The organism is Caballeronia ptereochthonis, assembly GCF_001545075.1.
GTDB lineage: Bacteria > Pseudomonadota > Gammaproteobacteria > Burkholderiales > Burkholderiaceae > Caballeronia > Caballeronia ptereochthonis.
Window position 1 is genome coordinate 167,280 of the sequence record NZ_FCOB02000009.1, and the last position, 22,689, is coordinate 189,968.

A 22,689-nucleotide genomic window follows, 5' to 3' on the forward strand; every position below is an offset into this window, starting at 1 on the left:
CAACGACACTCGAAGGAAGCTGAAAAGTGACCACCTGGATCCGTTTTCGCGACGCCGACGGCAGCATCGGCTTCGGCACGCTCGATCAGCACTCGGGCCGCGTCGTGCAGCACGACGGCGCGATGTTCGACCGCCCGCGCCCGACCGACATCTCCTTCGCCGCCGACGATCTCACGCTGCTCGCGCCGTGCGAGCCGAGCAAAGTCGTCGCGCTGTGGAACAACTACTACGCGCTGTCGCAGAAGCTCGACAAGGCGCCGCCGCAGCATCCGCTCTTTCTCATCAAGCCGCCGATGTCGGTGATCGGGCCGAACGAGTCGATTCGCCGGCCGAAGAGCTATCACGGCAAGATCGCGTACGAGGGCGAACTGGGCATCGTGATCGGCAAGACGGTGAGCGGCGCGTCGGTCGAGGAAGCGCAAGCCGCGATCTTCGGCTACACCTGCGTGAACGACGTCACGGCGATCGAGCTTCTGCAGGAAGATCCCAACTTCGCGCAATGGTGCCGCTCGAAGGGCTTCGACACGTTCACGTGTCTCGGTCCCGCGATCGTCACGCCGGGCAACGGCTTCGACTGGCGCAGCGCCAGCGTGGTGACGACGCTCGACGGCGTGGAGCGCCAGAACTATCCGCTCGACGACATGATCTTCTCGCCCGCCGAGCAGGTGAGCCTGCTTTCCCACGACATGACGCTCGTGCCCGGCGACGTGATCGCGTGCGGCACGTCGATCGGCGTGGGCTCGATCAAGGACGGCGCGCGCGTGGATGTGTCGATCACGGGCATCGGCACGCTGTCGAACGTGCTGGCCGCCTGAAGGAGCGACGCATGTCCGATGCTCTGGCCGGCGCGCTGTGCGTGCTCGCGACGATGTCGGCGGGACCGTTGCCGCGCTCGCGTATGTCGTGGCTGGCCGGTGCGGCTGTCGTCGTGGCCTGCCTCGTGAACGGCGGGCCGAGCGCGATCGCGCCGATCGTCGCCGCTTTTGTGTTGGCGGCTCTCGCGGGCCTCGTGTCGTTTCGATCCGGGCGAGTCGCGTTCATCTTGCCCGCTTCGACGCAGGCTTCGCTGGTCACGCTCGCTTTCGTCGCGTGGCTGCTACCGGACGCGCTGCGCCTGAACGGCGCGCTTGCCGTGCTCACGGGCGGCGCGATCACCGCGCTCGGCTGCCTGGCATTGCAACGAACTCCAAATTCGTCGCGGCGGCGGGAAAGCGTCTGCCGCGCGCCGCTGCATCTCGCGGCCGCCGGCGCGTGCGCGGCGCTCGCATATGCATTGGGCGCTCAGCCGGGTGCGTTGGCTGTGGTGGCAGTCGTCGCGATGGTCGCGCTCATCGGCGCGCATTTGTCGCTCGCAATCGGCGGCGGTGCGGCTGCGCCGGCCGCGAGCCTCATGAGCGGCGCTGCCGCATCCGGACTGGCGATCGCAGCGGCGCACGGCGGCACGAACGGCGCGCTCGTCGTCGCCGCCGTGGCGCTCGCCATCGGATGCGCGCAATCCTCGTCGTTCGTGAGCCTTGCGCGCGAGACGCCCTGAAAACAACGAAGCCGGCGCGATCCCGCGCCGGCTTCGTCATCGATACCTCGCGCGCGCAGCGCGAGCCGCGTCAACGATCGCGGTTCCATAACGCGCCGAGCACGAAGCCGACCGCCGCAGCGATCAGCACGCCCTGAATCGGCTGACTCACGACGGCCGTGCGCACGTTGTCGACCGTCTGTCCGTAGCTCTGCTGCAGATTGCCGAAGGCCTGGCGCACCTTGCCTTCCGCCTGCATCTGTTCATCGCCCGTCAGCGCGCCGACCGCGTCCTGCACCTTGCCGGCGACCTGTTGCGCCGCGCCTTCCACCTGATCCTGCACCATGGTGCCTCCCGTTTCGTTTGAGCGGTTTCTCTGAAGTCCTTCGTCAGTCCGGCCACGCCGGCGCGCACCTGAGCAGCACGCCGCGTGCCCAGCTTCGTTCAAGGCGGGCCGATCAGGCGTTTGACGGCGTCGATGAGATCGTCGATCGAAAGGGGCTTCCTGCGGAACTGCGCATGGGGATGCTCGAGCACCGGCGCATTCGGTGCCGCGCTCATGAGAATCACGGGCACGTGGCCGAGGCCATCGCTCGCGGCGAGCGCGTGGATCAGCGCGACGCCGTCCATGTGCGGCATCATCCAGTCGGTGATGACCAGCGCGGGCGGATCGGAGCGCGCGGAGTCGAGCGCGGCGCGCCCGTTGGACGCGGTCGCGACCTCGTAGCCCTCCATTTCGAGCACGAGCCGCCACGTGGTCAGAATGTCGAATTCGTCGTCGACGACCAGGATCTTTTTCATGCGCGCGCGCCGGGGTCCGACACGGAAAGCGCGGGCGGCAGCGAGGGGTGTCCGGACAGCAGACCCGTCGGGCCGATAAAGCCTTCGCTGATATGCAGGCCGCGCGAGTCGATGGTGAGCCGGCGGATCGTCGAATCGTGCGAGCCCTCGCGCTGCTTCACGATCGACACCATGCGATAGAGCGCGGAGTTCGCCTCGACATAGCGCATCAGCACGATGTTCTCCGTCATCGCGGAGGCGCGCAGCGTGATGGGCGGCCCCGAATCGCCGTAGAGCGGCAGTTCTTCCGTGAGGACGGTCGTGACGCCGGCCTCGCGCAGACGGTGCGAAAGCGCGTTCAAGAAGAGCCCGAAGCGCTCCGTGCGGTTCGCGGACTGACGGAATCCGTCGACGCCGTCGACCACGAGCCGCGACGCTTTGGCGCGCCGCACCGCGCCGATCAGCTCCACGGCGAGCTCGTCGATGGCCAGTTCGACGGCGGGATGCCAGTGGACCGTGAGCCGTCCGTCCTGCAGGGCCGGCGCGAGATCGATGCCAATCGACTGCGCCTTGGCGATGAGCCGCTCCGGCGACTCGTAGAAACCGAAATAGACGCAGCGTTCGCCCCGGTCGACGCCCGCCTGCAGAAACTTGAGCGACAGGAGCGTCTTGCCGACGCCCGACGGCCCGATGAGCGTGGTCGTCGAGCCGCGCACGACGCCGCCGCCCAGCATCTGGTCGAAATCGGGAAACGCGAAGCCGAGCCGGCTCTTGAAGTCCGGCATGTCCTGCTCGTTGGCCGCCGACGACTCGATGCGCGGAAAGGTCACCAGACCTTCCTCGGTGATCTTGAAGAAGTGCTTGCCGAGCAGGTGATCGCGGGCGCGCAGCTTGTGAACCTCGATTTCGCGCGCGCGCCGCATGCCGGTGTTGTAGCGGTTCAGTTCGATGAGCCCATCGACGAGCGTGTGCTCCGGATGCGGCTCGTTGCCCGAGAGCGGTGCGAGGATCAGCGTCGTGCAGCGCGCGGCGCTCACGAACGCGGAGAGCTCATGGATGAACTGCGAGAGCTCGAGCTCGGTCGAGCTGAACTCGCGGGCGCTGCGAAATCCGTCGATGACCATGAAGCGCGGGCGGTTCGTCTTGATCGTCGAGGCGATCAGCGCGAGAAAGCCGGAGAGGCCGTCGCGCATCAGCTCGTGATAGCCCGAGACGAAGAGCATGCGGTCCGAAATGGCGTCGGCGTTGTAGAACGACAGCCCCTTCAGATGCGACAGGAGCTTGGTGTGCGACTCCGCGATCAGCGTGATGTACAGCACCATGTCGCCCTGATTCACGCGGTGGAAGCCGATCTGCGAGGAGAGGATCGTCTTTCCCGCGCCCGCCATCCCTTCGATCAGATACAGGCCGCCTTCGACGAGGCCGCCGCCCAGAATGTCGTCGAGGCCTGCGACGCCGGTCGTCACGTTGCCGTTGTCGACGGGTTGCCTGGCGGGATCGGTCGATAGGTTGTCGTCTTGAATCATGGCATTTTCGTTTTTACTTGGCGGACCGGCTTCTGGCGAAGGCGAATTATGGCTGTTTCTGGTCAAGCTGTGTTCGCTGGCCATCCCGTCATACCCGCGGCGCGCGCGTTCGTCCGTGCTTCTCGGCTCGTCCGGACGCTCCATTGGGGTGCGCCTCCGCCGTGTCCGGATAACCAGGCGAGTACCTCTCGTTTGCATTTTTCACGCCCGCCCGGCGCGCCGCTCGTTCGGCGGCTTTCGTTAATCAGCGCGCATCAGACGCAATTGAGAACCCTCTCATGGTCAGCCGGCCCGACAACTGTTGAAATAGCGAACCATGTCGTACACGGGCGCCGCGCGTTTTCCGGCTGCTCCATCCTGGCGCTGACCGCGCCGTTCTTTGCCTTCTCTTTGCCATGTACCGTTCGCACTCGATTCCGGGCGCTCTCGCGCTCGCTGCCTGCCTTTTGGCCTTTTTCGCCGCATCTTCCGCTTCGGTTCATGCAAGCGAGCCGCTGCCCGATGCGCGCATTCTTTCGGCGGCGCCATTCGTATTTCAGGCCGACAGCGGGATTTTTTCGCGCATGCCCGGCGATACGTCGGACACCAACATCTTCAAGCCGCGCGACACCATGCGCAGCGCCCGTGAAACACGGTCGCCGAACGACCGTTTCAAGGGCCGACTGATGCTCTGAATTTGCGCGCGTTCATCGCGTTCGAATAAAGCATTCGATCGTCTGGAAATGACGGGTTTTGAAAGTCATAATCCATTCCGGGCGACATGCTTTGTCGATACGGGATAATCGCAATGAAGCGTCTTGTAATTGCACAAATCGCGCTGAGCGCGGCCATTTTGCTTGCCGCGCTCACGCCGGCTTCGGCTGCGGGCGATACGCGCCCCGAGCAATCAGCGAATGGTCCGGAAAATCCCGGTGCCGCGACCAATGGCGATGTCGCCGAACTCGAGGCGTTGATCTCCGCCGGAAAAATCACCGAGCTGCGCAGGACCTTGAACGGCAGCTACGGCGCGACGCTTTCGTATTATCCCGAGATAATGATTTATTACGTCGCGCTGTTTCAGCAGAATAAATTCTGGCGGGTATTCAAGACGCAGAATGACGTGCGCGCCGAGGCGGTCTATTCGGATTTCTCGAAATCGACCGCGACGCTCGCCGACGCGGAAATCCGGCGCATCCGGCTGGAAGCGGAAACGGCCTATGCCGACAGGCAGATCGCGGCTCAGCAGGCACGCGCCAATCGCCTGCAGGCGGATCTCGATATCGCTCACGCGCAGCAAAGCCAGGTAGCGGATCATCAGCAGGAGCAGCAGAACGCGATTCGCGAGCTGCGCACCGAACAGGCCGCCGCGCAGGCTCAGCTGCGCGCGCTGCAACTGCGGGTTCAGGCGCTGCAGAAGCAGGCCGACGGCGATCTTCCCGTGCCGTCGAAATGAGGCGGCCGCGGACTGTTCAGAACAATGCGAGCTGCTCGCGTCCCGGCCCGCCTTCGAGCGTGAGCAGATGACGCTTGCGCTCCACGCCGCCGGCGTATCCGGTCAACTCTCCGTCGCCGCCGATCACGCGGTGGCACGGCACGATGATCGCCACCGGATTGCGCCCGTTCGCACCGCCGACCGCGCGCGAGGCGCCGGGCGGCAAACCGAGCCTGCGGGCGAGATCACCGTAAGTCCAGGCGTCGCCGAAAGGAATCTCCCGCAGCAGGTCCCAGACGCGCCGCTGAAAATCGGTGCCGCCGAGCCGCAACGCGACGGAAAATTCCCTGCGCGCGCCGGCAAAATACTCGCCGATCTGCTCGCGCGCCACCGCGATCACGCGCGATGCCGGCGCGGTTTCGGACAGCGCGGGCTCGGGCACGCCGGCGGGGAAATGCTTCTGGCCGACGAAAAACAGTCCCGTCAGTGCGTCGTTCTCGGCGCGATACAGGATGTGCCCGAGCGGGCTCGGGCCGACATGACATTCGATCACTTCGATCCTCCGCGCGGCCGCCGGTCCGGCGTGCGACCGCTCTCCGCCTGCACCATTGTGGAGCGCGTCAAATGAACGGGTTGTCGGCGGTGCCGGTCGGCGCGCCCGGCTCGTCCGGCAGCTTCGCGGGCAACGACGCATCGTTCTGCAGGTTTTCCACGATCGCGCCGAGGGCCTTGTAGAACGCGAGCGCGTTCGCGAGCCCGGCCTTGTCACGGGCGATCGTCAGATCGCCGCTGATCGTCAGGCGGGTCTTGCCGTTCACGATGTTGATCGCATCGCCGGCGATGTTCATCACGTCGGTATCGTTCGCAAATGGCTTAAACACCTCTCAGTCCTCCGATTCGCTGGTCCTTCAGTCCGTCCGGTATGCCGGGAAACGCGAGGCCGCTCATCGCTTCGAGCTCGCGGATGGTCTTCATCGTGTACGTGCTGGTCGGCGTATTCTCCACCACGACGGCGAACGCGATCTGACGCTGCGGCAGATAGACCACCTTGTAGAGCTGCGACGGCACGAACACGCGCGACTCGCCGATCGTCTGCAACTGGCGTCCCGAGAAGAGCGGTCCGGTGACGACATAGGCTTCGCCCGATTCCTCCGTCAGCCTGCGCACGGCTTCCTCGATGCGCGACCAGATGCGCCGGTTGTTCGACGGATCCTGCGGCACGATGTTCGCGAGCGAGAACGATTCGGCCATGCCTTTCTTGCTTGCGCGATCGCCAGCGGGGCTCATGTGGCCGCGGTCGAAGCCGCTCCTCTTGTAGTCGGCGAGTTGCGCGCTTTCGCCGGGCGGCAGCCGCTTCTCGACGAAGAAGCGATTGGTGCGCGTGTTGTTCTTCGCCTGATCGATGCCTTGGGCGGTCAGATGTTCCGCCGACCAGAGCGGCCCGTGCGTGATGCCGGAGTGAAGCAGGGCGAAGTCGGAGTAGCAGATTTCCTGCGTGGCCGCGCGCATCTTCGAATTGACGACGACGGGTTCGCGGCCGTTCGGGCTGAACTGCGGGCACTCGCTCGCGGCGGCGCTGAGGCACGCCAGGCCGAGAAGCGCGGCGGCGAATGCCTTGATGCGAAATTGCATGCTGGTTGGTCCGTGCTGAATGCGATGCGTGAATCCATGCCGCCGCGTCGCATCCTTGCGCGGCGATCGGGGCCGCAAAGTATAAGGGCAGGTGGCGGCGCGCGGGGGCGCATCGAATTCAGGCGCGCTAGAATGCGTCGGGCCGACGTCATCTCGAAATTCGAACATGAATCCCACGCGCAGCAAGCTGTCCGTCGTCCGATCCCTGATGTTGTCTTTCATGGCGTGTCTCGCGATGTCCGTCGCGTCTCAGGCATGCGCCGACGAAGCGTCCGCCGCGCAGCCGGGCGGCAACGATGGCCCTGCCTACGGCCCGGAGCTGGAGGGCTTCGACTATCCGTATCCGGTCGCGCGCTTCGCGCTCACGTCGCAGCGTCAGGTCGTGCGCATGGCCTACATGGATGTGCATCCGCCGCATCCGAACGGCCGCACGGCAGTACTGCTGCACGGCAAGAACTTCTGTTCGGCGACGTGGAAGCAGACCATCGAAACGCTGACCGATGCGGGCTATCGCGTGATCGCGCCGGATCAGATCGGCTTTTGCAAGTCCACCAAGCCCGCGCGCTATCAGTACAGCTTCCAGCAGCTCGCGCGCAACACGCATGCGTTGCTTGCCGCGCTCGGGGTGTCGCGCGCGACGCTCATCGCGCATTCGACGGGCGGCATGCTCGCCGTGCGCTACGCGCTCATGTATCCGCGCGAGACGGAGCAACTGGTGCTCGTCAATCCGATCGGGCTCGAGGACTGGAAGGCGAAGGGCGTGCCGTCCATCTCGATCGACGACTGGTACGCGCGCGAACTGAAGACGAGCGCCGACGGCATCCGCCGCTACGAGACGAGCACGTACTACTCGGGACAATGGCGTGCCGACTACGAACCGTGGGTGCAGATGCTCGCGGGCATGTATCGCGGGCCGGGCAAGGACATCGTCGCGTGGAACTCGGCGCTCCTCTACGACATGATCTACACGCAGCCGGTCGTCTACGAGTTCGACCAATTGAAGACGCCGACGCTGCTGCTCATCGGCGACAAGGACAACACCGCAATCGGCAAGGACCTCGCCCCGCCGGAAATCCGCCCGACGCTCGGCCGCTATCCGGATCTCGCGAAGCTGGCGAAGGAGCGCATCGAGGGGGCGAAGCTCGTCGAGTTTCCGGAACTCGGGCACGCGCCGCAGATGCAGGATCCAGCCGCGTTTCACAAGGCGCTGCTCGACGGCCTTGCCGCGCTGAAGCCGAAAGCGGAGTGACTCAGCTTCGTTCGGGCGCGCACGCCGCGCGCCCGATCGCCGGCACCTGAACCGCCAGCGTGATGCCGCGCGCCACCATGAAGAGAGTGAGCGCGAGCCACAGCCCGTGATTGCCGAGCGCTCCCGCGAGCGCCCACGCCGCGAGCAGGAACACCGCGAGCGAGACGGCCATCGCTTTCATGAGCTCGTGCATGCGGGTCGCGCCGATGAACACGCCGTCGAGCTGAAAGCCCGCGACGGACGCGAGCGGCAGAATCGACGCCCACGGCAGATAGCGCACGGCCGCCGCATGCACCACCGCCTGATCGGTGAGCCTGCCGATGATCCACTCGCCGCAGATCCAGTAGACGATGGAGAAGCCGGCCGCGCCGACCGCCGACCAGAGCATCGTGACCTTCACCGCCTGACGGAACGCGTGACGGTCGCGTGCGCCGGCCGCCGCGCCCACCAGCGCCTCGGCGGCGTGCGCGAAGCCATCGAGCCCGAAGGACATGAAGGTCTGGAAGTTCAGCAGAACGGCGTTGGCGGCGAGGATCGCATCGCCCTGACGCGCGCCGAGATGCGCGAACCAGCCGTACGAGCCGAGCAGGCATATCGTGCGGATGAAGATGTCGCGGTTGATCGCGACGAGACGCCGGAGCGCGTGCGCATCGAGGAGTGCGCGCGGCGCGAGCCGCGGAAGGCCGCGCGGACGCAAGTGCCAGAGTATCGCGAGGCCGAGCGCGAAGCCGCAGAAATCCGCGGCGGCGGTCGCCGCGCCGATGCCCGCGATGCCCCAGCCGAAGCGATACACGAACAGCAGGACCGCGACGATGTTCACCAGATTGATGAAGATCTGCGTGACGAGCGCGAGCCGCACGCGCTGGCAGCCGAGCAGATATCCGAGCACGACATAGTTGCCGAGTGCGAACGGCGCGGCCCAGATGCGCGCGTGGCAATACGCGTTCGCGGTGTCCTGCACGGCGACGCTGCCGCCCAGCGCGGCGAGCGCATAGCGGATGATCGGCGCCTGCAGCGCCAGCACCGCCGCGCCGATGGCGAACGCGAGCAGCAGCGCGCGCAGCACGCTCGCGCGCAACGCTTCGTCGTCGCGGGCGCCGAAGGCTTGCGCGACGAGTCCCGTCGTGCCCATGCGCAGAAAGCCGAAGCCCCAGAACACGAAACTGAACACCAGCCCGCCGAGCGCGACACCGCCCAGGTACTGCGGCCCGTCGAGATGGCCGGCGACGGCCGTGTCCACCGCGCCGAGAATCGGTTGCGTGAGATTGGCGAGGACGATCGGAAAGGCGAGCATCAACACGCGCTTGTGCCAGTGCACGGGCAGCGCGGCTTCCTGCGGGGCATCTTCGTTCGAATGGTCTTGCGGGGCGGTCTGCACGTAGGTCGAACGCGCGTTCGTGCGCGCGTTTCATGGCAAAGGCGTCATTGTCCGGAGCGGACGCGGGCCGCGCAACCTCGCACGAGAGCCGATAATGCGCGTCATGAAAACATTCGCGCTCTATGTCGTGACGGCCGTCGCCGAGATCGCCGGCTGCTACTTTCCCTATCGATGGCTCAAGGAGGGCGGCTCGCCATGGCTCGTCGTGCCAGGCGCGCTGTCGCTCGCGCTGTTCGCGTGGCTGCTGACGCTGCACGACACGGCGGCGGGACGCATCTATGCGGCGTACGGCGGCGTGTATATCGGCGTGGCGATCGCGTGGCTGTGGGCCGTCGACCGCATCCGGCCGACGGCGTGGGATCTCGCGGGCGCGGCGATCGCGCTCGTCGGCATGGGCGTGATCGCGTTTCAGCCGCGGGTCTGAAACGCCTCAGGCTTCCAGCGCGAGCAGCGCGAACGTCGCCAGCCAGTGCTCGCCCATGTAGTCGCCTGCGACATGCGCGATGCCCGAGGCCAGATGCCCGTTCGCGCTGGCCTCGAGCACCGCGATGCGCGCATCGCCCGCCGGCAGCGCCCGCGCGATCGTACGCTGACACCACGCGCGGCTCAGATTCAGGCCGTCGAGGTGCGCGAGCTTGCCGTCGCTGCGGTCGGTGACGGTGGCGGGCGTGAAAAGCGTTGCCGGCTCGCGTTCGGCCAGTCGCGGCAAGAACCGGTCGAGCCAGCCGACGAAGCGCCCGTCCGGCAGCACATGCCGCATCAGGACCGCTTCCATCAGCGACGGCGAGAGGAACTCGTCGCCCGCCGGCTCCCATGCCTGACAGCCTGCGTCCTTTTCGAACCAGCGCAAGGCCGTTTCCGTCAGCAGGCGCTCGAAATCCGCATCCTTCACCGTGCGCGCATAACCGAGCGCGAGCGTCAACGCGAACGCCATGTTGAAGTGCGTCCCGACCCGCAGCGGATAGGTCGACTTCGGCAGGAATTCGGTGAAGCGCGCGACGAACGCATCGGCGAGCGGCTGGAGCGTGCAGGCCCAGCGCGCGCCGTCGCCGGACTGCATCGAGCGAAGCTGGCCCGCCAGCGCGAGCAGCCACGCCCAGCCGTAGGGCCGCTCGAAGCCGCGCGCGGCGGGGCGCTGCAGATAGGCGACTTCGGCCGCGACGTTCGCATCGGTGAAATGCTCGTCGATCACGGCGCGCATCCGCGGCGCCTCGGGCAAATCGGGAAAGCGCCCGACCAGGCGCGCAATCAGCCAGTAACCGTGCACGCAGGAATGCCAGTCGAAGCTGCCGTAGAAAACCGGATGCAGCGCGCGCGGGCTCTGCACGTCCGCCGCGCTCGCCATGACGTGATCCAGTTTGTTCGGATACTCGCGCGTCAGGTGGCCGAGCGCGACTTGCGCGAATTTCGACGCGAGCGCGGCGTCGAGGGCGATCGGTGCGTGTTGGTTCATGCGGTCCTCGCGTGTGCGGGTCATCGATTCCGAGACTTTATCGATAAAAACTCGATAAGGTCTCTTCTCAGGGTAATTACCTAAATCGACGATCGCGCCGGGCTTTCGTAGTCATCTCGAAAGACGTGCATAAAGCTGCTACAAGGCCGGCGAATGCTTTTGGGACAAGCCTCGGCGGGCTTCCGGCGTCAGCGCGTGCGGCAGCGGCAACGCGCATTTTCGGCCCGCAAAGCCCTCCGTTTCATGCCCGACGATCACGCGCCTTTGCGCGGATCGTCGTATAAACTTGCGCCCGAACGCCGCCAAGAGCGCCCGGACCGGGGTCGCACGAGCCCCGGGAAAAGCATCCAGTCAGTGATCAAGAGCCAAGAAACAATATGACCGACCTTCCCGCTTATACCGCAGAGGACACCCGGCGCCGCGTTTTCGCGATCGTCGGCGCCTCGTCGGGCAACCTCGTCGAGTGGTTCGACTTCTACATCTACTCGTTCCTCGCACTGTACTTTTCGGCGGCGTTCTTTCCGGGCGGCAATCCGACCGTGCAGCTGCTCAACACCGCGGGCGTGTTCGCAGCGGGCTTCCTGATGCGCCCGATCGGCGGCTGGCTGTTCGGCCGCATCGCCGACAAGCACGGCCGCCGCAACGCGATGATGATCTCCGTCCTGATGATGTGCGGCGGCTCGCTCGTCATCACCTTCCTGCCGACCTACGCGACGATCGGCGCGTGGGCGCCGTTCCTGCTGCTGATTGCGCGCTTGTTCCAGGGCCTGTCGGTGGGCGGCGAGTACGGCACCAGCGCGACCTACATGAGTGAAGTGGCGCTGCGCGGCCGCCGCGGCTTCTTCGCGTCGTTCCAGTACGTGACGCTGATCGGCGGGCAGCTCGCCGCGCTGCTCGTGCTCGTGATACTGCAACTATTCCTCTCGACGGAAGAGCTGAAGGCATGGGGCTGGCGCGTTCCGTTCTTCATCGGCGCGTGCGCGGCGCTGGTCTCGCTGTATCTGCGCCGCTCGCTCGACGAAACCTCGACCGCCGAGACGCGCCATCGCAAGGAGGCTGGCACGCTCGCGGGTCTGATGCAGCACAAGGCCGCATTCATGACCGTGGTGGGCTTCACGGCGGGCGGCTCGCTCATCTTCTACACGTTCACCACCTACATGCAGAAGTACCTGGTCAACACGGCCGGCATGCACGCCAAGACGGCCAGTAACGTGATGACCGTGGCGCTCCTCGTCTACATGCTGCTGCAGCCGCTGTTCGGCGCGCTCTCGGACCGCATCGGCCGGCGCGCGTCGATGCTCTGGTTCGGCGGCCTCGCGACCATCGGCACCGTGCCGCTGCTGCACGCGCTCTCCAGCGTGACGAGCCCGGTCATGGCGTTCGTGCTGGTCGTGATCGCGCTCGCGATCGTGAGCTTCTACACGTCGATCAGCGGCCTCATCAAGGCGGAAATGTTTCCGCCGGAAGTGCGCGCGCTGGGCGTCGGCCTGTCGTATGCCGTCGCCAACGCGGTGTTCGGCGGCTCGGCGGAATACGTCGCGCTGTGGCTGAAGTCGGCGGGCAACGAATCCGCGTTCTTCTGGTACGTCACGCTGATGTGCTTCATCTCGCTCGTCGTCTCCTTCCGCATGCTCGACCCGAGCAAGGAAGGCTATTTGCGCAACGTGCCGTAAGCCTGGCGGCGGCGTGCCGATGGCCGTGGTGTCGCGGCCACGCCGGACGTTCACAGCCTGGGCGGGCCCTGATGTCCGCCCGGCTTGCCGATGAAGGTAGTATGGTGTTTTATGCGTTATGTAGACGGCGCGCCGGCCACGGCGCGCGACGGTAATCGGGAACCGGATATGCATGCGGGCGGAGCCGCCACGCGCAACGCCGATGCGCGATGCGGGGCGCATCGGTCCGCCTGGAGCCTGTTCATGGAAGATTTCGACGAAACGCTGTTTCTTGTCTGGCGCGCCAACCTGGGCGTACTGGTCGGTTCGCCGGGAGGCGCCGGGCGCCTCGCGCGCATGATGAACTTCTCGCCGTCGTTCATGAAGCTCATCGTCGCCGGACATCGCGACTTCAACGAGGAATTCGTGCGGGGGATCGAGCTCGTGACGGGCTTGCCGCCGCACTGGATGGACGAGCGCCGCACCGCCGACGAGGTTCCGCCCGAGGCCCAGCGCGCACTCGACGAGGAAACGCCGATGGCGGTGTTTCGCGGCACGGCGCATCCCGCGCCGAAGCGCTCCGTGCTGCGCGGCCCGGAGCCGCTGCTTTCCCAGACCGAGGCGACGCGTCGCGTGGCCGATCTCGCCCAGCAACAGGCCGAAGCCAACCGCCGCGATCTGCTGTTCCGCAAGAATCGCGATCTGCTGTCACAGGATTTGCGCCGCCTCGAGCGCCAGCTGGGGCTGCTGCAGGTCGAGGCGATGCAGCCCAAGGTGGACGAACTGCTCGCGTCGGACCGCATGAGCGAATCCGCGAAGGCCGACCTGACGGGGCGTATCGAGCAGATCGACAAGCACGTCAAGCTGCTCCACCAGCATGTCGAGAAGCTCGTCACGCTGCTGGCGAGTCCGGACGAGCCAGAGTCGGGCGAGTAGCGCTGGCGAGCGGCGCGCCTCGCGTCCGCTTACTTCTTCTTGCCGTCCTCGCGGGTTTCAGGCTCGGGATGCACGGCGATCGGATCGCTCGCCGGGAAGGTTTCATCCAGCGCCTCGTCGAGCAATTCGTCTTCGTCGGGCAGATCCTGCTTCGAACGATCATCTCGGCTGGGCTTGGTCATGGTGCGCTCCGTGATGCGGTTTCGTGGATCATTCAACATTCAATATAGCAGTCTCGATCATCCCGCGCAGTCAGCGCTCGCGCCGGTAATCCGCGGGGCGCACGCCCGTCCACTTCCTGAATGCACGCCGGAACGCGCTTGGCTCCGCGAATCCGAGCGCATCCGCGATTTGCGGGATCGTTTCCCGCGTATGCGCGAGCCGCGCAATCGCGAGATCGCGCCGCAGCGCGTCCTTGATCGTCTGATACGTCAGCCCTTCCTGCTTCAGCCGGCGCCTGAGTGTCGCCTCCGCCATGTTGAGCGCGGCGGCGATGCTCTCCGCTTCCGGCCAGTCGGTCGGCGCGGTCTGCCGCAGGCGCGTCCTGATGCGCGCCGCGAGCGAATCCGGGTTGCGGTACTTCACGATGAAATTGGCGGGCGCATCGCGCAGGAAGCGCCTGAGCGTGGCGGGTGTCTGCACGACCGGCAGCGCCGCGCATTGCGCGGACAGATCCACGAACGAGCGCGGCTCGCCGAAGCGCATGTCGTCGCAGAACATGAGCCGGTATTCGTCGCTCGCGTCGGGCTCGGGACAGCGCAGATGCGCGGCGAGCACCGGAATGCGCCGCCCGACGAGCCAGCAGAGCAGGCCATACACGAGGATGAAGCCCGTCGCGTAGGCGAACATGGTTTTGGGCTCGCCCGAGTCATCGAGCCAGATGCGCACGCGCTTGCCGTCGATGTCGGGTTCGAAGCGCAATTCGTCGAGCACGAGGCGCATGAAGCTGGCGATGCGCGCGAGCGCCTGCGCGCCGTCGCGCGACGATAGCGCGGCGTGACACAGCAGCACGAAGCTGCCGCGGCGCATCGGGTGCGCATCCTGGCCGAAGAACTCGTCGTCGAGCGCATCGGCGGTGGCGTTCCAGAGCTTGCCGTACTGCACGGGCGAGACCCGCGCCCGCGGCGATTCGAGCGTCGCCGGCGCGATGCCCGCGGCGGCCAGCAGGGTTTCGCGCGCGACGCCGCGCGCCTCGGCGCAGCGCAAGGCCGCCTCGACGAGACTGACCGAGATCGAGCCGCGCTCGATGTTTCTTCCGGGGGGTGGGGTTGTCACTAGGTGGCCAAAGCGCTCAGTTAGCGTGATCGTTTTGGGCATCGGCTAACGTCCGGCGATTGCCTAGACTCGTGCTCAGACGGCCCATCCGCCCGGCGGCGGCCAGAAAGTTTAAACGATCGATGCCGCACGACGCCGTCCTGGCTCCTTTCTTCAGATCCCGAACATGATCGACCCATTCCTTACCGAAGAGCAGCGCATGATCCGCGACGCGGCGCGCCAGTTCGCAACCGAAGTGCTCGCGCCGAACGCGGGCCAGTGGGACAAGGACGGCGCCATTCCCGACGCCGTCGTCAGGCAGATGGGCGAACTCGGCCTGCTCGGCATGATCGTGCCCGCCGAGCTCGGCGGCACCTACAGCGACTACACCGCGTACGCGCTGGCGATGGAAGAGATCGCCTCGGGCTGCGCGTCATGCGCCACGATGATGAGCGTGCACAACTCGGTCGGCTGCGGGCCGATTCTCGCGTACGGCAGCGATGCGCAGAAGGCCGAATGGCTGCCGAAGCTCGCGAGCGGCGAGATCATCGGCGCGTTCTGCCTGACCGAGCCGCAGGCGGGCTCGGAGGCGAACAATCTGCGCGTGCGCGCCGTCGAGAAAGACGGCAATTGGGTGATCTCCGGCAGCAAGCAGTTCGTGACCAACGGCCGGCGCGCGGGCGTGGCGATCGTCTTCGCCGTCACGGATCCCGATCAGGGCAAGCGCGGCATTTCGGCCTTCATCGTGCCGACGAACACGCCCGGCTTCAACGTCGGCGCGCCGGAGCACAAGCTCGGCATCCGCGCGTCGGACACCTGCCCGATCACCTTCGACGATTGCGCGATTCCCGCCGCCAATCTGCTCGGCAAACGCGGCGAAGGGTTGAAGATCGCGCTGTCGAACCTGGAGGGCGGGCGCATCGGCATCGCGGCGCAGGCGCTGGGCATCGCGCGCGCGGCCTTCGATGCGGCGCGCGCCTACGCGAGGGAGCGCGTGCAGTTCGGCAAGCCGATCCACGAGCACCAGTCGGTCGCGAACATGCTCGCCGACATGCAGACGCAGATCAACGCCGCGCGCCTGCTCGTGCATCATGCGGCGCGCATGCGCACGGAAGGCATCGCGTGTCTGTCGGAGGCTTCGCAGGCGAAGCTCTATGCATCGGAGATGGCGGAGCGCGTATGTTCGGACGCGATCCAGATTCACGGCGGCTATGGCTATCTGCAGGACTATCCGGTGGAGCGTCACTATCGCGATGCGCGCATCACGCAGATCTACGAAGGCACGAACGAAGTGCAGCGCATGGTGATCGCGCGGAACGTTTGAAATCCGGTTGAGCAGGCAACTCGATAACAACATGCAGGACATGGAGACGCAATGAACCCGGCCCAGGCATTCATCGATGCACGAGACTTTCTGTTTGCTCATCGCACCGACTACGACACCGCGTATCGCGACTTCAAATGGCCGTCACTCGAGCGCTTCAACTGGGCGCTCGATTACTTCGATCCGATGGCGCGCGGCAACGACGCGCCCGCGCTGCATATCGTCAATGAGAGCGGAGAGACGATTCTGTCGTTCGCGCAGATGAGCGAGCGTTCCGCGCGCGTCGCGAATCACTTGCGCGGCCTGGGCGTGCGGCGCGGCGAGCGCATTCTGCTGATGCTGCCGAACCGTGTCGAGCTGTGGGAAACGATGCTCGCCGCGATGAAGCTCGGCGCGATCGTGCTGCCCGCGACCACGCAGCTCGCGCCCGCCGACCTGCGCGAGCGCATGACGCTCGGCCGGGTGCAGCACGTGATCGTCGATACGGGCGAGACGCAGAAGTTCGACGGCATCGACGTGCCGGGATTGCGGATCGCGGTGGGCGGCGCGCAGGAGGCCTGGCTCGCCTACGAGGCCGCTTACGACGCTTCGCCCTCGTTTGCTACGGATGGCGCAACGAACGCCAACGATCCGTATCTGCTGTACTTCACCTCGGGCACGACTTCCAAGCCCAAGCTCGTCGCGCATACGCATCAGAGCTACCCGGTCGGTCATCTCTCGACGATGTACTGGATCGGCCTCCAACCCGGCGATGTGCACTGGAACATCAGCTCGCCCGGCTGGGCGAAGCACGCGTGGAGCTGCTTCTTCGCGCCGTGGAATGCGCAGGCGTGCGTCTTCATCTACAACTTCAGCCGCTTCGACGCCGCGCGCGCCCTCGATGTGCTCGTGAAACACGAAGTCACCACGCTCTGCGCGCCGCCGACCGTGTGGCGCATGCTCGTGCAGGAGCCGCTCGCGTCGTACGAGGTGAAGCTGCGCGAGATCGTCGGCGCGGGCGAGCCGCTCAATCCCGAAGTGGTCGAACGCGTGCAGGCGGCGTGGGGCGTGCCGATCCGCGACGGCTACGGCCAGACGGAGACTACCGCGCAGATCGCCAATACGCCTGGACAGCGGCTCGTGCCGGGTTCGATGGGGCGTCCGCTGCCGGGTTATCGAGTGGCGTTGCTCGATCCCGACGGGCATCCGGCGGAAGAGGGCGAGATCGCGCTCGCGCTCGATCCGCCGCCGCTCGGCCTGATGACCGGTTACGCCGACAATCCCAAGGCCACCGAAAACGCGATGCGCGGCGGCTTCTATCGCACCTCCGATGTCGCGGCGCGCGGCGCGGACGGCTACTTCGTCTACGTGGGCCGCGCGGACGACGTGTTCAAGTCGTCGGACTATCGGCTGAGCCCGTTCGAACTGGAAAGCGTGCTGATCGAGCACGAGGCGATCGCGGAAGCGGCCGTCGTGCCGAGTCCCGATCCGCTGCGGCTGTCGGTGCCGAAGGCGTTCGTCACGCTGCGCCACGGCTACACCATCGGACCGGATCTCGCGAAGAGCGTGTTCGCGTTCTCGCGCGAGCGGCTCGCGCCGTACAAGCGCATCCGCCGTCTGGAATTCGCCGAATTGCCTAAGACGATCTCCGGCAAGATCCGCCGCGTCGATCTGCGCAGGCAGGAAGCGGCGCGCACGCAGGACGGCGCGCGTGGCGAGTTCGAGTTCTGGGAAGAGGATTTCCCGGAGCTGCGTCAGACGAGCAAGGCCGATTAAAAAAGGAATCTCCACGATGATCGATGTCACGCGCGACGGTGCGACCGTCACGATTCGCCTGAACCGGCCGCCGGCCAACGCGTTCACCGCCGAAGCGCTGGCCGCGCTGAAGGAAACCGTCGACAACCTGAACCGCGATGCGCAGGTCCGCGCGATCATCGTGACGGGCGCGGGCTCCAGGTTCTTCAGCGCGGGTGCCGACCTCAATCAGTTCGCCGACGGCGACAAGGCGCACGCGCGCGTCGCCGCGCGGCGCTTCGGCGCGGCGTTCGAGGCGCTGCAGAATGCGCGCGCCGTGACCATCGCCGCGATCAACGGCTACGCGATGGGCGGCAGCCTCGAGTGCGCGCTCGCGTGCGACATGCGCATCGCCGAGGAACATGCGCAGATGGCGCTGCCGGAGGCGTCGGTCGGACTGCTGCCCTGCGGCTGCGGCACGCAGACGCTGCCGTGGCTCGTCGGCGAGGGATGGGCGAAGCGCATCATCCTGACGGGCGAGCGTATCGATGCGGCCACCGCGTTGCGCATCGGACTCGTCGAGGAGGTGGTGGCGAGCGGCGGCGCGTACGAGGCCGCGTCGAAGATCGCGGAACGCGCGGCGTCGATGAGCCCGGACGCCGTCGCGTATTCGAAGCCGCTGATCCACGCCGCGCGCGAAGGCGTGCCGCGCCGCGCGGCTTTGGCGCTCGAGCGCGAACGCTTCGTCGATCTTTTCGATGGCGCGAATCAGCGTGAAGGCGTCGCCGCGTTTCTGGAGAAGCGCAAGCCGCGGTGGAGCGCATCATGAGCACGCCGGGACTCTTGCGCGACACGCCGGAAGTCGGCTTCGAGGTCGTCAACCGCGTGGCCATCGTCACGCTCGACCGGCCGCATGCATTGAACGCGCTGTCGCACGACATGATCGCGCTGCTCAGCGAAATCCTCGCGCAATGCGCCGAGGACGATGCGATCGTCGCGGTCGTGCTGCGCGGCGCGGGCGACAAGGCGTTCTGCGCCGGCGGCGACGTGCGCAAGCTCTATCACGCCGCGCGCAACGATCCGCGCCACGAGACGCCGTGGCTGAAATTCTTCATCGACGAGTACCGGCTCGACTACACCGTGCATCGTTTTCGCAAGCCGGTGATCGCGTTGATGGACGGCATCGTGATGGGCGGCGGCATGGGGCTCGCGCAGGGCGCCGCGCTGCGCATCGCCACCGAGCGCACGCGCATGGCGATGCCGGAAACGCGCATCGGCTTGCTGCCGGATGTCGGCGCGACGCATTTCCTGCGCGTGCTGCCGCGCGATCTCGCGCTTTACGTCGGGCTGACCGGCGCGCGTCTTACCGGCGCCGATGCAAGGCGCGTCGGGCTCGCGGACGAATGCGTGCCGTCCTCGTGGCTGAGCGGCTTCGTTGAGCGTCTCGAAAAAGTTCGCTGGGACGATTCGCAGGATGCAATGACGCCGCTGAAGCGCGTCTTCGTGCCGAGCGCCAATATCGAGCGCCACGCGCCGCTCGATGATCTCCGCGCGCAGATCAGACGGCATTTCTCCGTGTGCGCGACGGGCGGCGTGGAGCGCATCGTCGCATCGCTCGCGGCCGATACCGATAACGACTGGTCGCGCGCGACGCTCGCGACGCTGAAAGGCCATTCGCCGACGATGCTCGAAGTGACTTGCCACGCCTTGATGCGCGGCCGTCAGATGCCGCTTGCGGATTGCTTTCGCATGGAGCTGGGCATCGTGTACCGCGCGATCGACGACGGCGATTTCGTCGAAGGCGTGCGTGCGCTCATCATCGACAAGGACGAACAGCCGCGTTTCGCGCCGACGACGCTCGCGCAAGTACGGGCCGAGCGCGTGCAGCATTTTCTTTCTTCCCCGTGGCGCCGCGAAATGCATCCGCTCGCCGATCTCGGCGCATAATCTCCTGACGGAATTCGCAAACAAATGTAAATCGGGCGCGCTCGAGGCGAACCGTCGAAATGACCGGTGGTCGAATGGGCTCATTCTTCATCGGACAATTCACAGGGAGGACCGATCATGCCGAACCGTTCATCACGGATCGCGCTTCTGTCGGCCGGCATCGCATTCGCGCTGATTGCACCGGCCGCCGCATACGCACAACTCAATCTCCAGCAATTCGGTTTCGGCAGCGGCAAGTCGGAGGTCGCCGCCGGCGCGAACGGCGCGGCGCAGCCGTCGGCATTGAATTCGCTCGTGCAGAACTACCTCGGCGCGAATCAGCAGGTGCTTTCCGGACAGTCGAGCCTCGCATCGGCGATGGGCATGTCCAGCGTCGCCAGTCAGGCGCAGTCGGCGGCGGGATTGCTGTCGGGCGCGTCGGGCGGCAGCGGCGTGCCGAGCACGAGCGTGCTGTCGCAACTCGGAGGCACGCAGCAGAGCGTGTCGCAATCGCTGATGCAGGCGTTTTCGAGCGGCTCCACGACGCCGCCCACGGCCGCGAACAAGCAGACCTTCAGCGACGGTCTCGCGTCATTGGGGCAGGGCGTGAAACAGTACGCGGGCCTGCAATCGGACCTCGGCTCCGTGAAGAACTCGATGAACATGTCGTCGCTGCTGCAGGCCGGCTCGAATCCGGGGACGGCGCAGGCGGCGACCTATATCGCGCAGTCCGCACCGGGCCAGCTGCAATCGCTCGTGCAGACGCTCACGCAGGCGGTGCAATACGCGAAAACCAACGGCATCTCGATTCCATCGATCGCGACTTCCGCCTTGAGCGGCGCGAAGTGATCTGACGTCCTGCGCTCACAGCAAAAAAAGCGGCAAGGCCCATGAGCCTTGCCGTTTCGCTTTGAATTCAGCGCATGTGCTAGATCGCCGCCTGGCGCATCGCAAGACGACTGAGAAGGGGCAACGGCTGCTTCCGGCGCGACCTGGGTGGCAACGGCGGGAGATAGGAAATGTCGGCAAGGCGTTCGATCGGGGCTGGGCCGAGGACGTCGAGCGCGGGCGGCTCGACCGGCTCCGCTGCGATGGTCTTCGGTTCTTCCACGGCGATGCCGAGACTGCGGCGCACGTCCACGCCGCGAATATGCACCTTGTATCCGGCATCGGCGATGACGCGCTCGCGGGTCTTCCAGAACTCAAGCGCGGTGGGCGTCATCGGATGCGTCGATACATATTCGATCACGATCTCATAGCCGCGAACCTTCGGGTAATTCAACAGCAATTGACCGGAGCGAAAATAACTGATGTAGCGGTCGATCTTTTTCGTCAGAGCCTTTTGATGAGCTTGTTCTTCGCGCCAGTCGAGATCGTCGAAGAGCGCGACATATACGCGCTTGAAAAGCACATTCACTCCGATGTAATCGATGGCGTCCACGTCGCGCAGAGACATGGTCATTCCCCTACGCCCTCAAACGGGCAAATCACAAAGGAGTGCATTGTAACGGATATACACCGCCAAATAATCGTGAAACACCGTGTTAGCGGCATCGCAATCTCATTTTCGTAAGACTCCGAATTTCTGATTTAAGTGCAGTCTGATTGCTCTCCGAAAATACGAGAAACTTCATGGCGCTTCAAATCACGACTGCCTTCTCGATGCTTCCGCGAGATCCTGCGTGGACGCGGATTTGGCGAGTACTTCGTGACTCATCGCCTCGACTTGCGGCAGCGGCGGCTGCTCGTTGATCCACGCGTTCAGGATCGTCGATGTCACCGCGAGAATCACCGGCCCGATGAACAATCCGACTATTCCGAACGCAAACATGCCGCCGAGCACGCCGGAAAGGATCAGAAGCATCGAAAGGTTGACGCCGCGCTTGATGAGCATCGGTCGTAAAAAATTGTCGAGCATGGCGATCATGATCGACCACACGAGCAGCAGCGCCGCGGCGATATGCGAATCGTGCCAGAACAGCCAGCCGACGCCGCCGAGCAGCGGCAGGAGCGGCCCGATCTGCGCGAGGCACAGCATCAGCATGACCGCCGTGATGATGCCCGCGGCGGGAACGCCCGCGACCGCGAGCCCGATGCCGCCCAGCGCCGACTGCGTGACCGCCGTCACGACGATGCCGAGCGCCACCGCGCGAATCGCGAGGCCGGCGAGCTTGACGGCCTCGGCGCCGCGCTGCGCCGCGATGCGCGTCGCGAAGCGCACCACGAAGCGGGCCGCCGCTTCGCCGTTCATGTACAGGATGCCCGAAATGATGATGGTGATGGCCATGTGCATCACGAACACGCCGACCACGGCGGCGTGCGAGAGCATCCAGCGCGCGGCGATCGTCACGTAGGGCTCGAGCTTGGCGAGCAGGCCGCCGGGGCCGGCGTCCGAAAGCGACTGCCACTCCTTTGCGACGCGCTGGCCCGCGAGCGGCACGTCGTGCACCCAGCCGGGCGGGGGCGGCAGCGCGTAGGTCGGCAGGCTCTTGATGGCCGCCATGATCTCGCCGCCATGCAGCGCGAGCGTCGAGATGGCTGAATAGAGCGGCAGCACGATGACGATCAGGAGCCCGAGCAGCATCACGCTCGTCGCGATCCAGCGGCGGTTGCCGCAACGCCGCTGCACGGCGATCATCAGCGGCCAGGTCGCGACGACGATCGTCGTCGCCCAGATCAGGCCCGGCAGAAACGGGCGCAGGACATAGAGGCTGCCGACCGTCAGCGCGGTGAGGATCGTGATGACGAGCAGGATGCGGGCGATATCCACTGGTTGACGTGGATTCGGCGGATTCGGATTCGGCTGGCCGCTGGATGGGATTGGCATGATGCGTTCGTTGGCGGTGAGTGCCGGCGCGGCGAGAATAAAACGCAATACGCGGCGCGCACGGGAAGATGAACAGGCGAAAGGCGACAGGCGAAAGCCGGTGCGTCGGCAAGGC

The 22,689-nt window shown here is 65.9% G+C and carries 24 protein-coding genes; 12 read left to right on the plus strand and 12 right to left on the minus strand.

Features of this window, described 5'->3' with window-relative positions; genetic code table 11:
• Positions 1–26 precede the first annotated feature (26 nt).
• Together AWB83_RS11885 and AWB83_RS11890 are read left to right on the plus strand one after the other, a co-directional pair.
• Entirely contained in the window at positions 27–815 is a 789-nt protein-coding gene (locus tag AWB83_RS11885) for a fumarylacetoacetate hydrolase family protein (protein WP_087045447.1), read from the plus strand.
• A gap of 11 nt (positions 816–826) precedes the next feature.
• A complete protein-coding gene (locus tag AWB83_RS11890; RefSeq protein WP_087045449.1) occupies positions 827–1,534 on the plus strand; it encodes a hypothetical protein in 708 nt (235 codons plus the stop codon).
• A 70-nt stretch (positions 1,535–1,604) separates the two neighbouring features.
• Here AWB83_RS11890 and AWB83_RS11895 read toward each other — a convergent pair whose 3' ends face one another.
• From AWB83_RS11895 to AWB83_RS11905, 3 genes are all read right to left on the minus strand, one after another.
• Positions 1,605–1,859, minus strand: coding sequence for a CsbD family protein (locus tag AWB83_RS11895; protein WP_087045451.1), 255 nt, complete (start codon positions 1,857–1,859; stop codon positions 1,605–1,607).
• Between the two features lie 98 nt (positions 1,860–1,957).
• Positions 1,958–2,314, minus strand: coding sequence for a response regulator (locus AWB83_RS11900; RefSeq protein ID WP_087045453.1), 357 nt, complete (start codon positions 2,312–2,314; stop codon positions 1,958–1,960).
• The gene (locus AWB83_RS11905; protein ID WP_087045455.1) at positions 2,311–3,819 is read right to left on the minus strand and encodes an ATPase domain-containing protein; all 1,509 of its coding nucleotides are present in this window, start codon (positions 3,817–3,819) and stop codon (positions 2,311–2,313) included. Before AWB83_RS11905 ends, AWB83_RS11900 begins: the two co-directional genes overlap by 4 nt.
• 787 nt (positions 3,820–4,606) lie before the next feature.
• Here AWB83_RS11905 and AWB83_RS11915 point away from each other — a divergent pair.
• The gene (locus tag AWB83_RS11915) at positions 4,607–5,251 is read left to right on the plus strand and encodes a DUF2968 domain-containing protein (protein WP_087045459.1); all 645 of its coding nucleotides are present in this window, start codon (positions 4,607–4,609) and stop codon (positions 5,249–5,251) included.
• Positions 5,252–5,267: 16 nt separating this feature from the next.
• On the opposite strand, the gene AWB83_RS11920 is transcribed toward AWB83_RS11915, so the two are convergent.
• The 3 genes from AWB83_RS11920 to AWB83_RS11930 all read right to left on the minus strand — a co-directional run bounded on the left by AWB83_RS11920 (position 5,268) and on the right by AWB83_RS11930 (position 6,862).
• A complete protein-coding gene (locus AWB83_RS11920) occupies positions 5,268–5,783 on the minus strand; it encodes a methylated-DNA--[protein]-cysteine S-methyltransferase (RefSeq protein ID WP_167389102.1) in 516 nt (171 codons plus the stop codon).
• A gap of 67 nt (positions 5,784–5,850) precedes the next feature.
• On the minus strand, positions 5,851–6,111 hold the full coding sequence (locus AWB83_RS11925; RefSeq protein ID WP_087045463.1) for a hypothetical protein: 261 nt from the start codon (positions 6,109–6,111) through the stop codon (positions 5,851–5,853).
• Entirely contained in the window at positions 6,104–6,862 is a 759-nt protein-coding gene (locus AWB83_RS11930; RefSeq protein WP_087045465.1) for a DNA/RNA non-specific endonuclease, read from the minus strand. Before AWB83_RS11930 ends, AWB83_RS11925 begins: the two co-directional genes overlap by 8 nt.
• Positions 6,863–7,028: 166 nt before the next feature.
• Between AWB83_RS11930 and AWB83_RS11935 the strand changes: the two genes are divergently transcribed.
• Positions 7,029–8,111, plus strand: coding sequence for an alpha/beta fold hydrolase (locus tag AWB83_RS11935; protein WP_087045467.1), 1,083 nt, complete (start codon positions 7,029–7,031; stop codon positions 8,109–8,111).
• Position 8,112: 1 nt separating this feature from the next.
• On the opposite strand, the gene AWB83_RS11940 is transcribed toward AWB83_RS11935, so the two are convergent.
• Positions 8,113–9,405, minus strand: coding sequence for an MATE family efflux transporter (locus tag AWB83_RS11940; RefSeq protein ID WP_087045574.1), 1,293 nt, complete (start codon positions 9,403–9,405; stop codon positions 8,113–8,115).
• A 187-nt stretch (positions 9,406–9,592) separates the two neighbouring features.
• On the opposite strand from AWB83_RS11940, the gene AWB83_RS11945 reads away from it, so the two are divergent.
• On the plus strand, positions 9,593–9,913 hold the full coding sequence (locus AWB83_RS11945) for a YnfA family protein (RefSeq protein WP_087045576.1): 321 nt from the start codon (positions 9,593–9,595) through the stop codon (positions 9,911–9,913).
• A 6-nt stretch (positions 9,914–9,919) separates the two neighbouring features.
• On the opposite strand, the gene AWB83_RS11950 is transcribed toward AWB83_RS11945, so the two are convergent.
• Positions 9,920–10,942, minus strand: coding sequence for a DUF2891 domain-containing protein (locus AWB83_RS11950; RefSeq protein ID WP_087045579.1), 1,023 nt, complete (start codon positions 10,940–10,942; stop codon positions 9,920–9,922).
• A 377-nt stretch (positions 10,943–11,319) separates the two neighbouring features.
• On the opposite strand from AWB83_RS11950, the gene AWB83_RS11955 reads away from it, so the two are divergent.
• Together AWB83_RS11955 and AWB83_RS11960 are read left to right on the plus strand one after the other, a co-directional pair.
• The gene (locus AWB83_RS11955) at positions 11,320–12,615 is read left to right on the plus strand and encodes an MFS family transporter (RefSeq protein ID WP_087045468.1); all 1,296 of its coding nucleotides are present in this window, start codon (positions 11,320–11,322) and stop codon (positions 12,613–12,615) included.
• A 243-nt stretch (positions 12,616–12,858) separates the two neighbouring features.
• Positions 12,859–13,530 (plus strand): hypothetical protein, encoded by a 672-nt coding sequence (locus AWB83_RS11960; protein WP_167389103.1) that lies wholly within the window; start codon positions 12,859–12,861, stop codon positions 13,528–13,530.
• Between the two features lie 29 nt (positions 13,531–13,559).
• Here AWB83_RS11960 and AWB83_RS36790 read toward each other — a convergent pair whose 3' ends face one another.
• Together AWB83_RS36790 and AWB83_RS11970 are read right to left on the minus strand one after the other, a co-directional pair.
• Positions 13,560–13,712, minus strand: coding sequence for a hypothetical protein (locus AWB83_RS36790; RefSeq protein WP_167389104.1), 153 nt, complete (start codon positions 13,710–13,712; stop codon positions 13,560–13,562).
• Between the two features lie 70 nt (positions 13,713–13,782).
• Positions 13,783–14,805, minus strand: a complete 1,023-nt coding sequence (locus tag AWB83_RS11970; RefSeq protein ID WP_087045473.1) for an AraC family transcriptional regulator — start codon at positions 14,803–14,805, stop codon at positions 13,783–13,785.
• Between the two features lie 169 nt (positions 14,806–14,974).
• Here AWB83_RS11970 and AWB83_RS11975 point away from each other — a divergent pair, with 169 nt between their 5' ends.
• From AWB83_RS11975 to AWB83_RS11995, 5 genes are all read left to right on the plus strand, one after another.
• Positions 14,975–16,108, plus strand: coding sequence for an acyl-CoA dehydrogenase family protein (locus AWB83_RS11975; protein ID WP_087045581.1), 1,134 nt, complete (start codon positions 14,975–14,977; stop codon positions 16,106–16,108).
• Between the two features lie 51 nt (positions 16,109–16,159).
• A complete protein-coding gene (locus tag AWB83_RS11980; RefSeq protein ID WP_087045475.1) occupies positions 16,160–17,863 on the plus strand; it encodes an AMP-binding protein in 1,704 nt (567 codons plus the stop codon).
• A gap of 16 nt (positions 17,864–17,879) precedes the next feature.
• Positions 17,880–18,650 (plus strand): enoyl-CoA hydratase, encoded by a 771-nt coding sequence (locus AWB83_RS11985; protein WP_087045477.1) that lies wholly within the window; start codon positions 17,880–17,882, stop codon positions 18,648–18,650.
• Positions 18,647–19,768 carry an enoyl-CoA hydratase/isomerase family protein gene (locus AWB83_RS11990; RefSeq protein WP_087045583.1) on the plus strand — a complete coding sequence of 374 codons (1,122 nt, stop codon included), beginning with the start codon at positions 18,647–18,649 and terminating at the stop codon, positions 19,766–19,768. The genes AWB83_RS11985 and AWB83_RS11990 overlap by 4 nt, the downstream gene beginning before the upstream one ends.
• 117 nt (positions 19,769–19,885) lie before the next feature.
• Positions 19,886–20,596 (plus strand): hypothetical protein, encoded by a 711-nt coding sequence (locus AWB83_RS11995; protein ID WP_087045479.1) that lies wholly within the window; start codon positions 19,886–19,888, stop codon positions 20,594–20,596.
• Between the two features lie 79 nt (positions 20,597–20,675).
• Here AWB83_RS11995 and AWB83_RS12000 read toward each other — a convergent pair whose 3' ends face one another.
• Positions 20,676–21,209 carry a DUF6572 domain-containing protein gene (locus tag AWB83_RS12000; RefSeq protein ID WP_244197682.1) on the minus strand — a complete coding sequence of 178 codons (534 nt, stop codon included), beginning with the start codon at positions 21,207–21,209 and terminating at the stop codon, positions 20,676–20,678.
• A gap of 183 nt (positions 21,210–21,392) precedes the next feature.
• Positions 21,393–22,574, minus strand: a complete 1,182-nt coding sequence (gene ydiK, locus AWB83_RS12005; protein WP_143750041.1) for an AI-2E family transporter YdiK — start codon at positions 22,572–22,574, stop codon at positions 21,393–21,395.
• Between the last annotated feature and the right edge of the window lie 115 nt (positions 22,575–22,689).

What these genes read in the sequence shown, in the direction of transcription:
- AWB83_RS11900 (WP_087045453.1), bottom strand. Translation starts at nt 2,314, where the DNA reads ATGAAAAAGATCCTGGTCGTCGACGACGAATTCGACATTCTGACCACG.
- ydiK (WP_143750041.1), bottom strand. Translation starts at nt 22,574, where the DNA reads ATGCCAATCCCATCCAGCGGCCAGCCGAATCCGAATCCGCCGAATCCA.
- AWB83_RS11895 (WP_087045451.1), bottom strand. Translation starts at nt 1,859, where the DNA reads ATGGTGCAGGATCAGGTGGAAGGCGCGGCGCAACAGGTCGCCGGCAAG.
- AWB83_RS11935 (WP_087045467.1), top strand. Translation starts at nt 7,029, where the DNA reads ATGAATCCCACGCGCAGCAAGCTGTCCGTCGTCCGATCCCTGATGTTG.
- AWB83_RS11890 (WP_087045449.1), top strand. Translation starts at nt 827, where the DNA reads ATGTCCGATGCTCTGGCCGGCGCGCTGTGCGTGCTCGCGACGATGTCG.
- AWB83_RS11985 (WP_087045477.1), top strand. Translation starts at nt 17,880, where the DNA reads ATGATCGATGTCACGCGCGACGGTGCGACCGTCACGATTCGCCTGAAC.
- AWB83_RS36790 (WP_167389104.1), bottom strand. Translation starts at nt 13,712, where the DNA reads ATGACCAAGCCCAGCCGAGATGATCGTTCGAAGCAGGATCTGCCCGAC.
- AWB83_RS11980 (WP_087045475.1), top strand. Translation starts at nt 16,160, where the DNA reads ATGAACCCGGCCCAGGCATTCATCGATGCACGAGACTTTCTGTTTGCT.
- AWB83_RS12000 (WP_244197682.1), bottom strand. Translation starts at nt 21,209, where the DNA reads ATGACCATGTCTCTGCGCGACGTGGACGCCATCGATTACATCGGAGTG.
- AWB83_RS11945 (WP_087045576.1), top strand. Translation starts at nt 9,593, where the DNA reads ATGAAAACATTCGCGCTCTATGTCGTGACGGCCGTCGCCGAGATCGCC.
- AWB83_RS11930 (WP_087045465.1), bottom strand. Translation starts at nt 6,862, where the DNA reads ATGCAATTTCGCATCAAGGCATTCGCCGCCGCGCTTCTCGGCCTGGCG.
- AWB83_RS11995 (WP_087045479.1), top strand. Translation starts at nt 19,886, where the DNA reads ATGCCGAACCGTTCATCACGGATCGCGCTTCTGTCGGCCGGCATCGCA.
- AWB83_RS11960 (WP_167389103.1), top strand. Translation starts at nt 12,859, where the DNA reads ATGGAAGATTTCGACGAAACGCTGTTTCTTGTCTGGCGCGCCAACCTG.
- AWB83_RS11940 (WP_087045574.1), bottom strand. Translation starts at nt 9,405, where the DNA reads ATGCTCGCCTTTCCGATCGTCCTCGCCAATCTCACGCAACCGATTCTC.
- AWB83_RS11955 (WP_087045468.1), top strand. Translation starts at nt 11,320, where the DNA reads ATGACCGACCTTCCCGCTTATACCGCAGAGGACACCCGGCGCCGCGTT.
- AWB83_RS11915 (WP_087045459.1), top strand. Translation starts at nt 4,607, where the DNA reads ATGAAGCGTCTTGTAATTGCACAAATCGCGCTGAGCGCGGCCATTTTG.
- AWB83_RS11950 (WP_087045579.1), bottom strand. Translation starts at nt 10,942, where the DNA reads ATGAACCAACACGCACCGATCGCCCTCGACGCCGCGCTCGCGTCGAAA.
- AWB83_RS11990 (WP_087045583.1), top strand. Translation starts at nt 18,647, where the DNA reads ATGAGCACGCCGGGACTCTTGCGCGACACGCCGGAAGTCGGCTTCGAG.
- AWB83_RS11905 (WP_087045455.1), bottom strand. Translation starts at nt 3,819, where the DNA reads ATGATTCAAGACGACAACCTATCGACCGATCCCGCCAGGCAACCCGTC.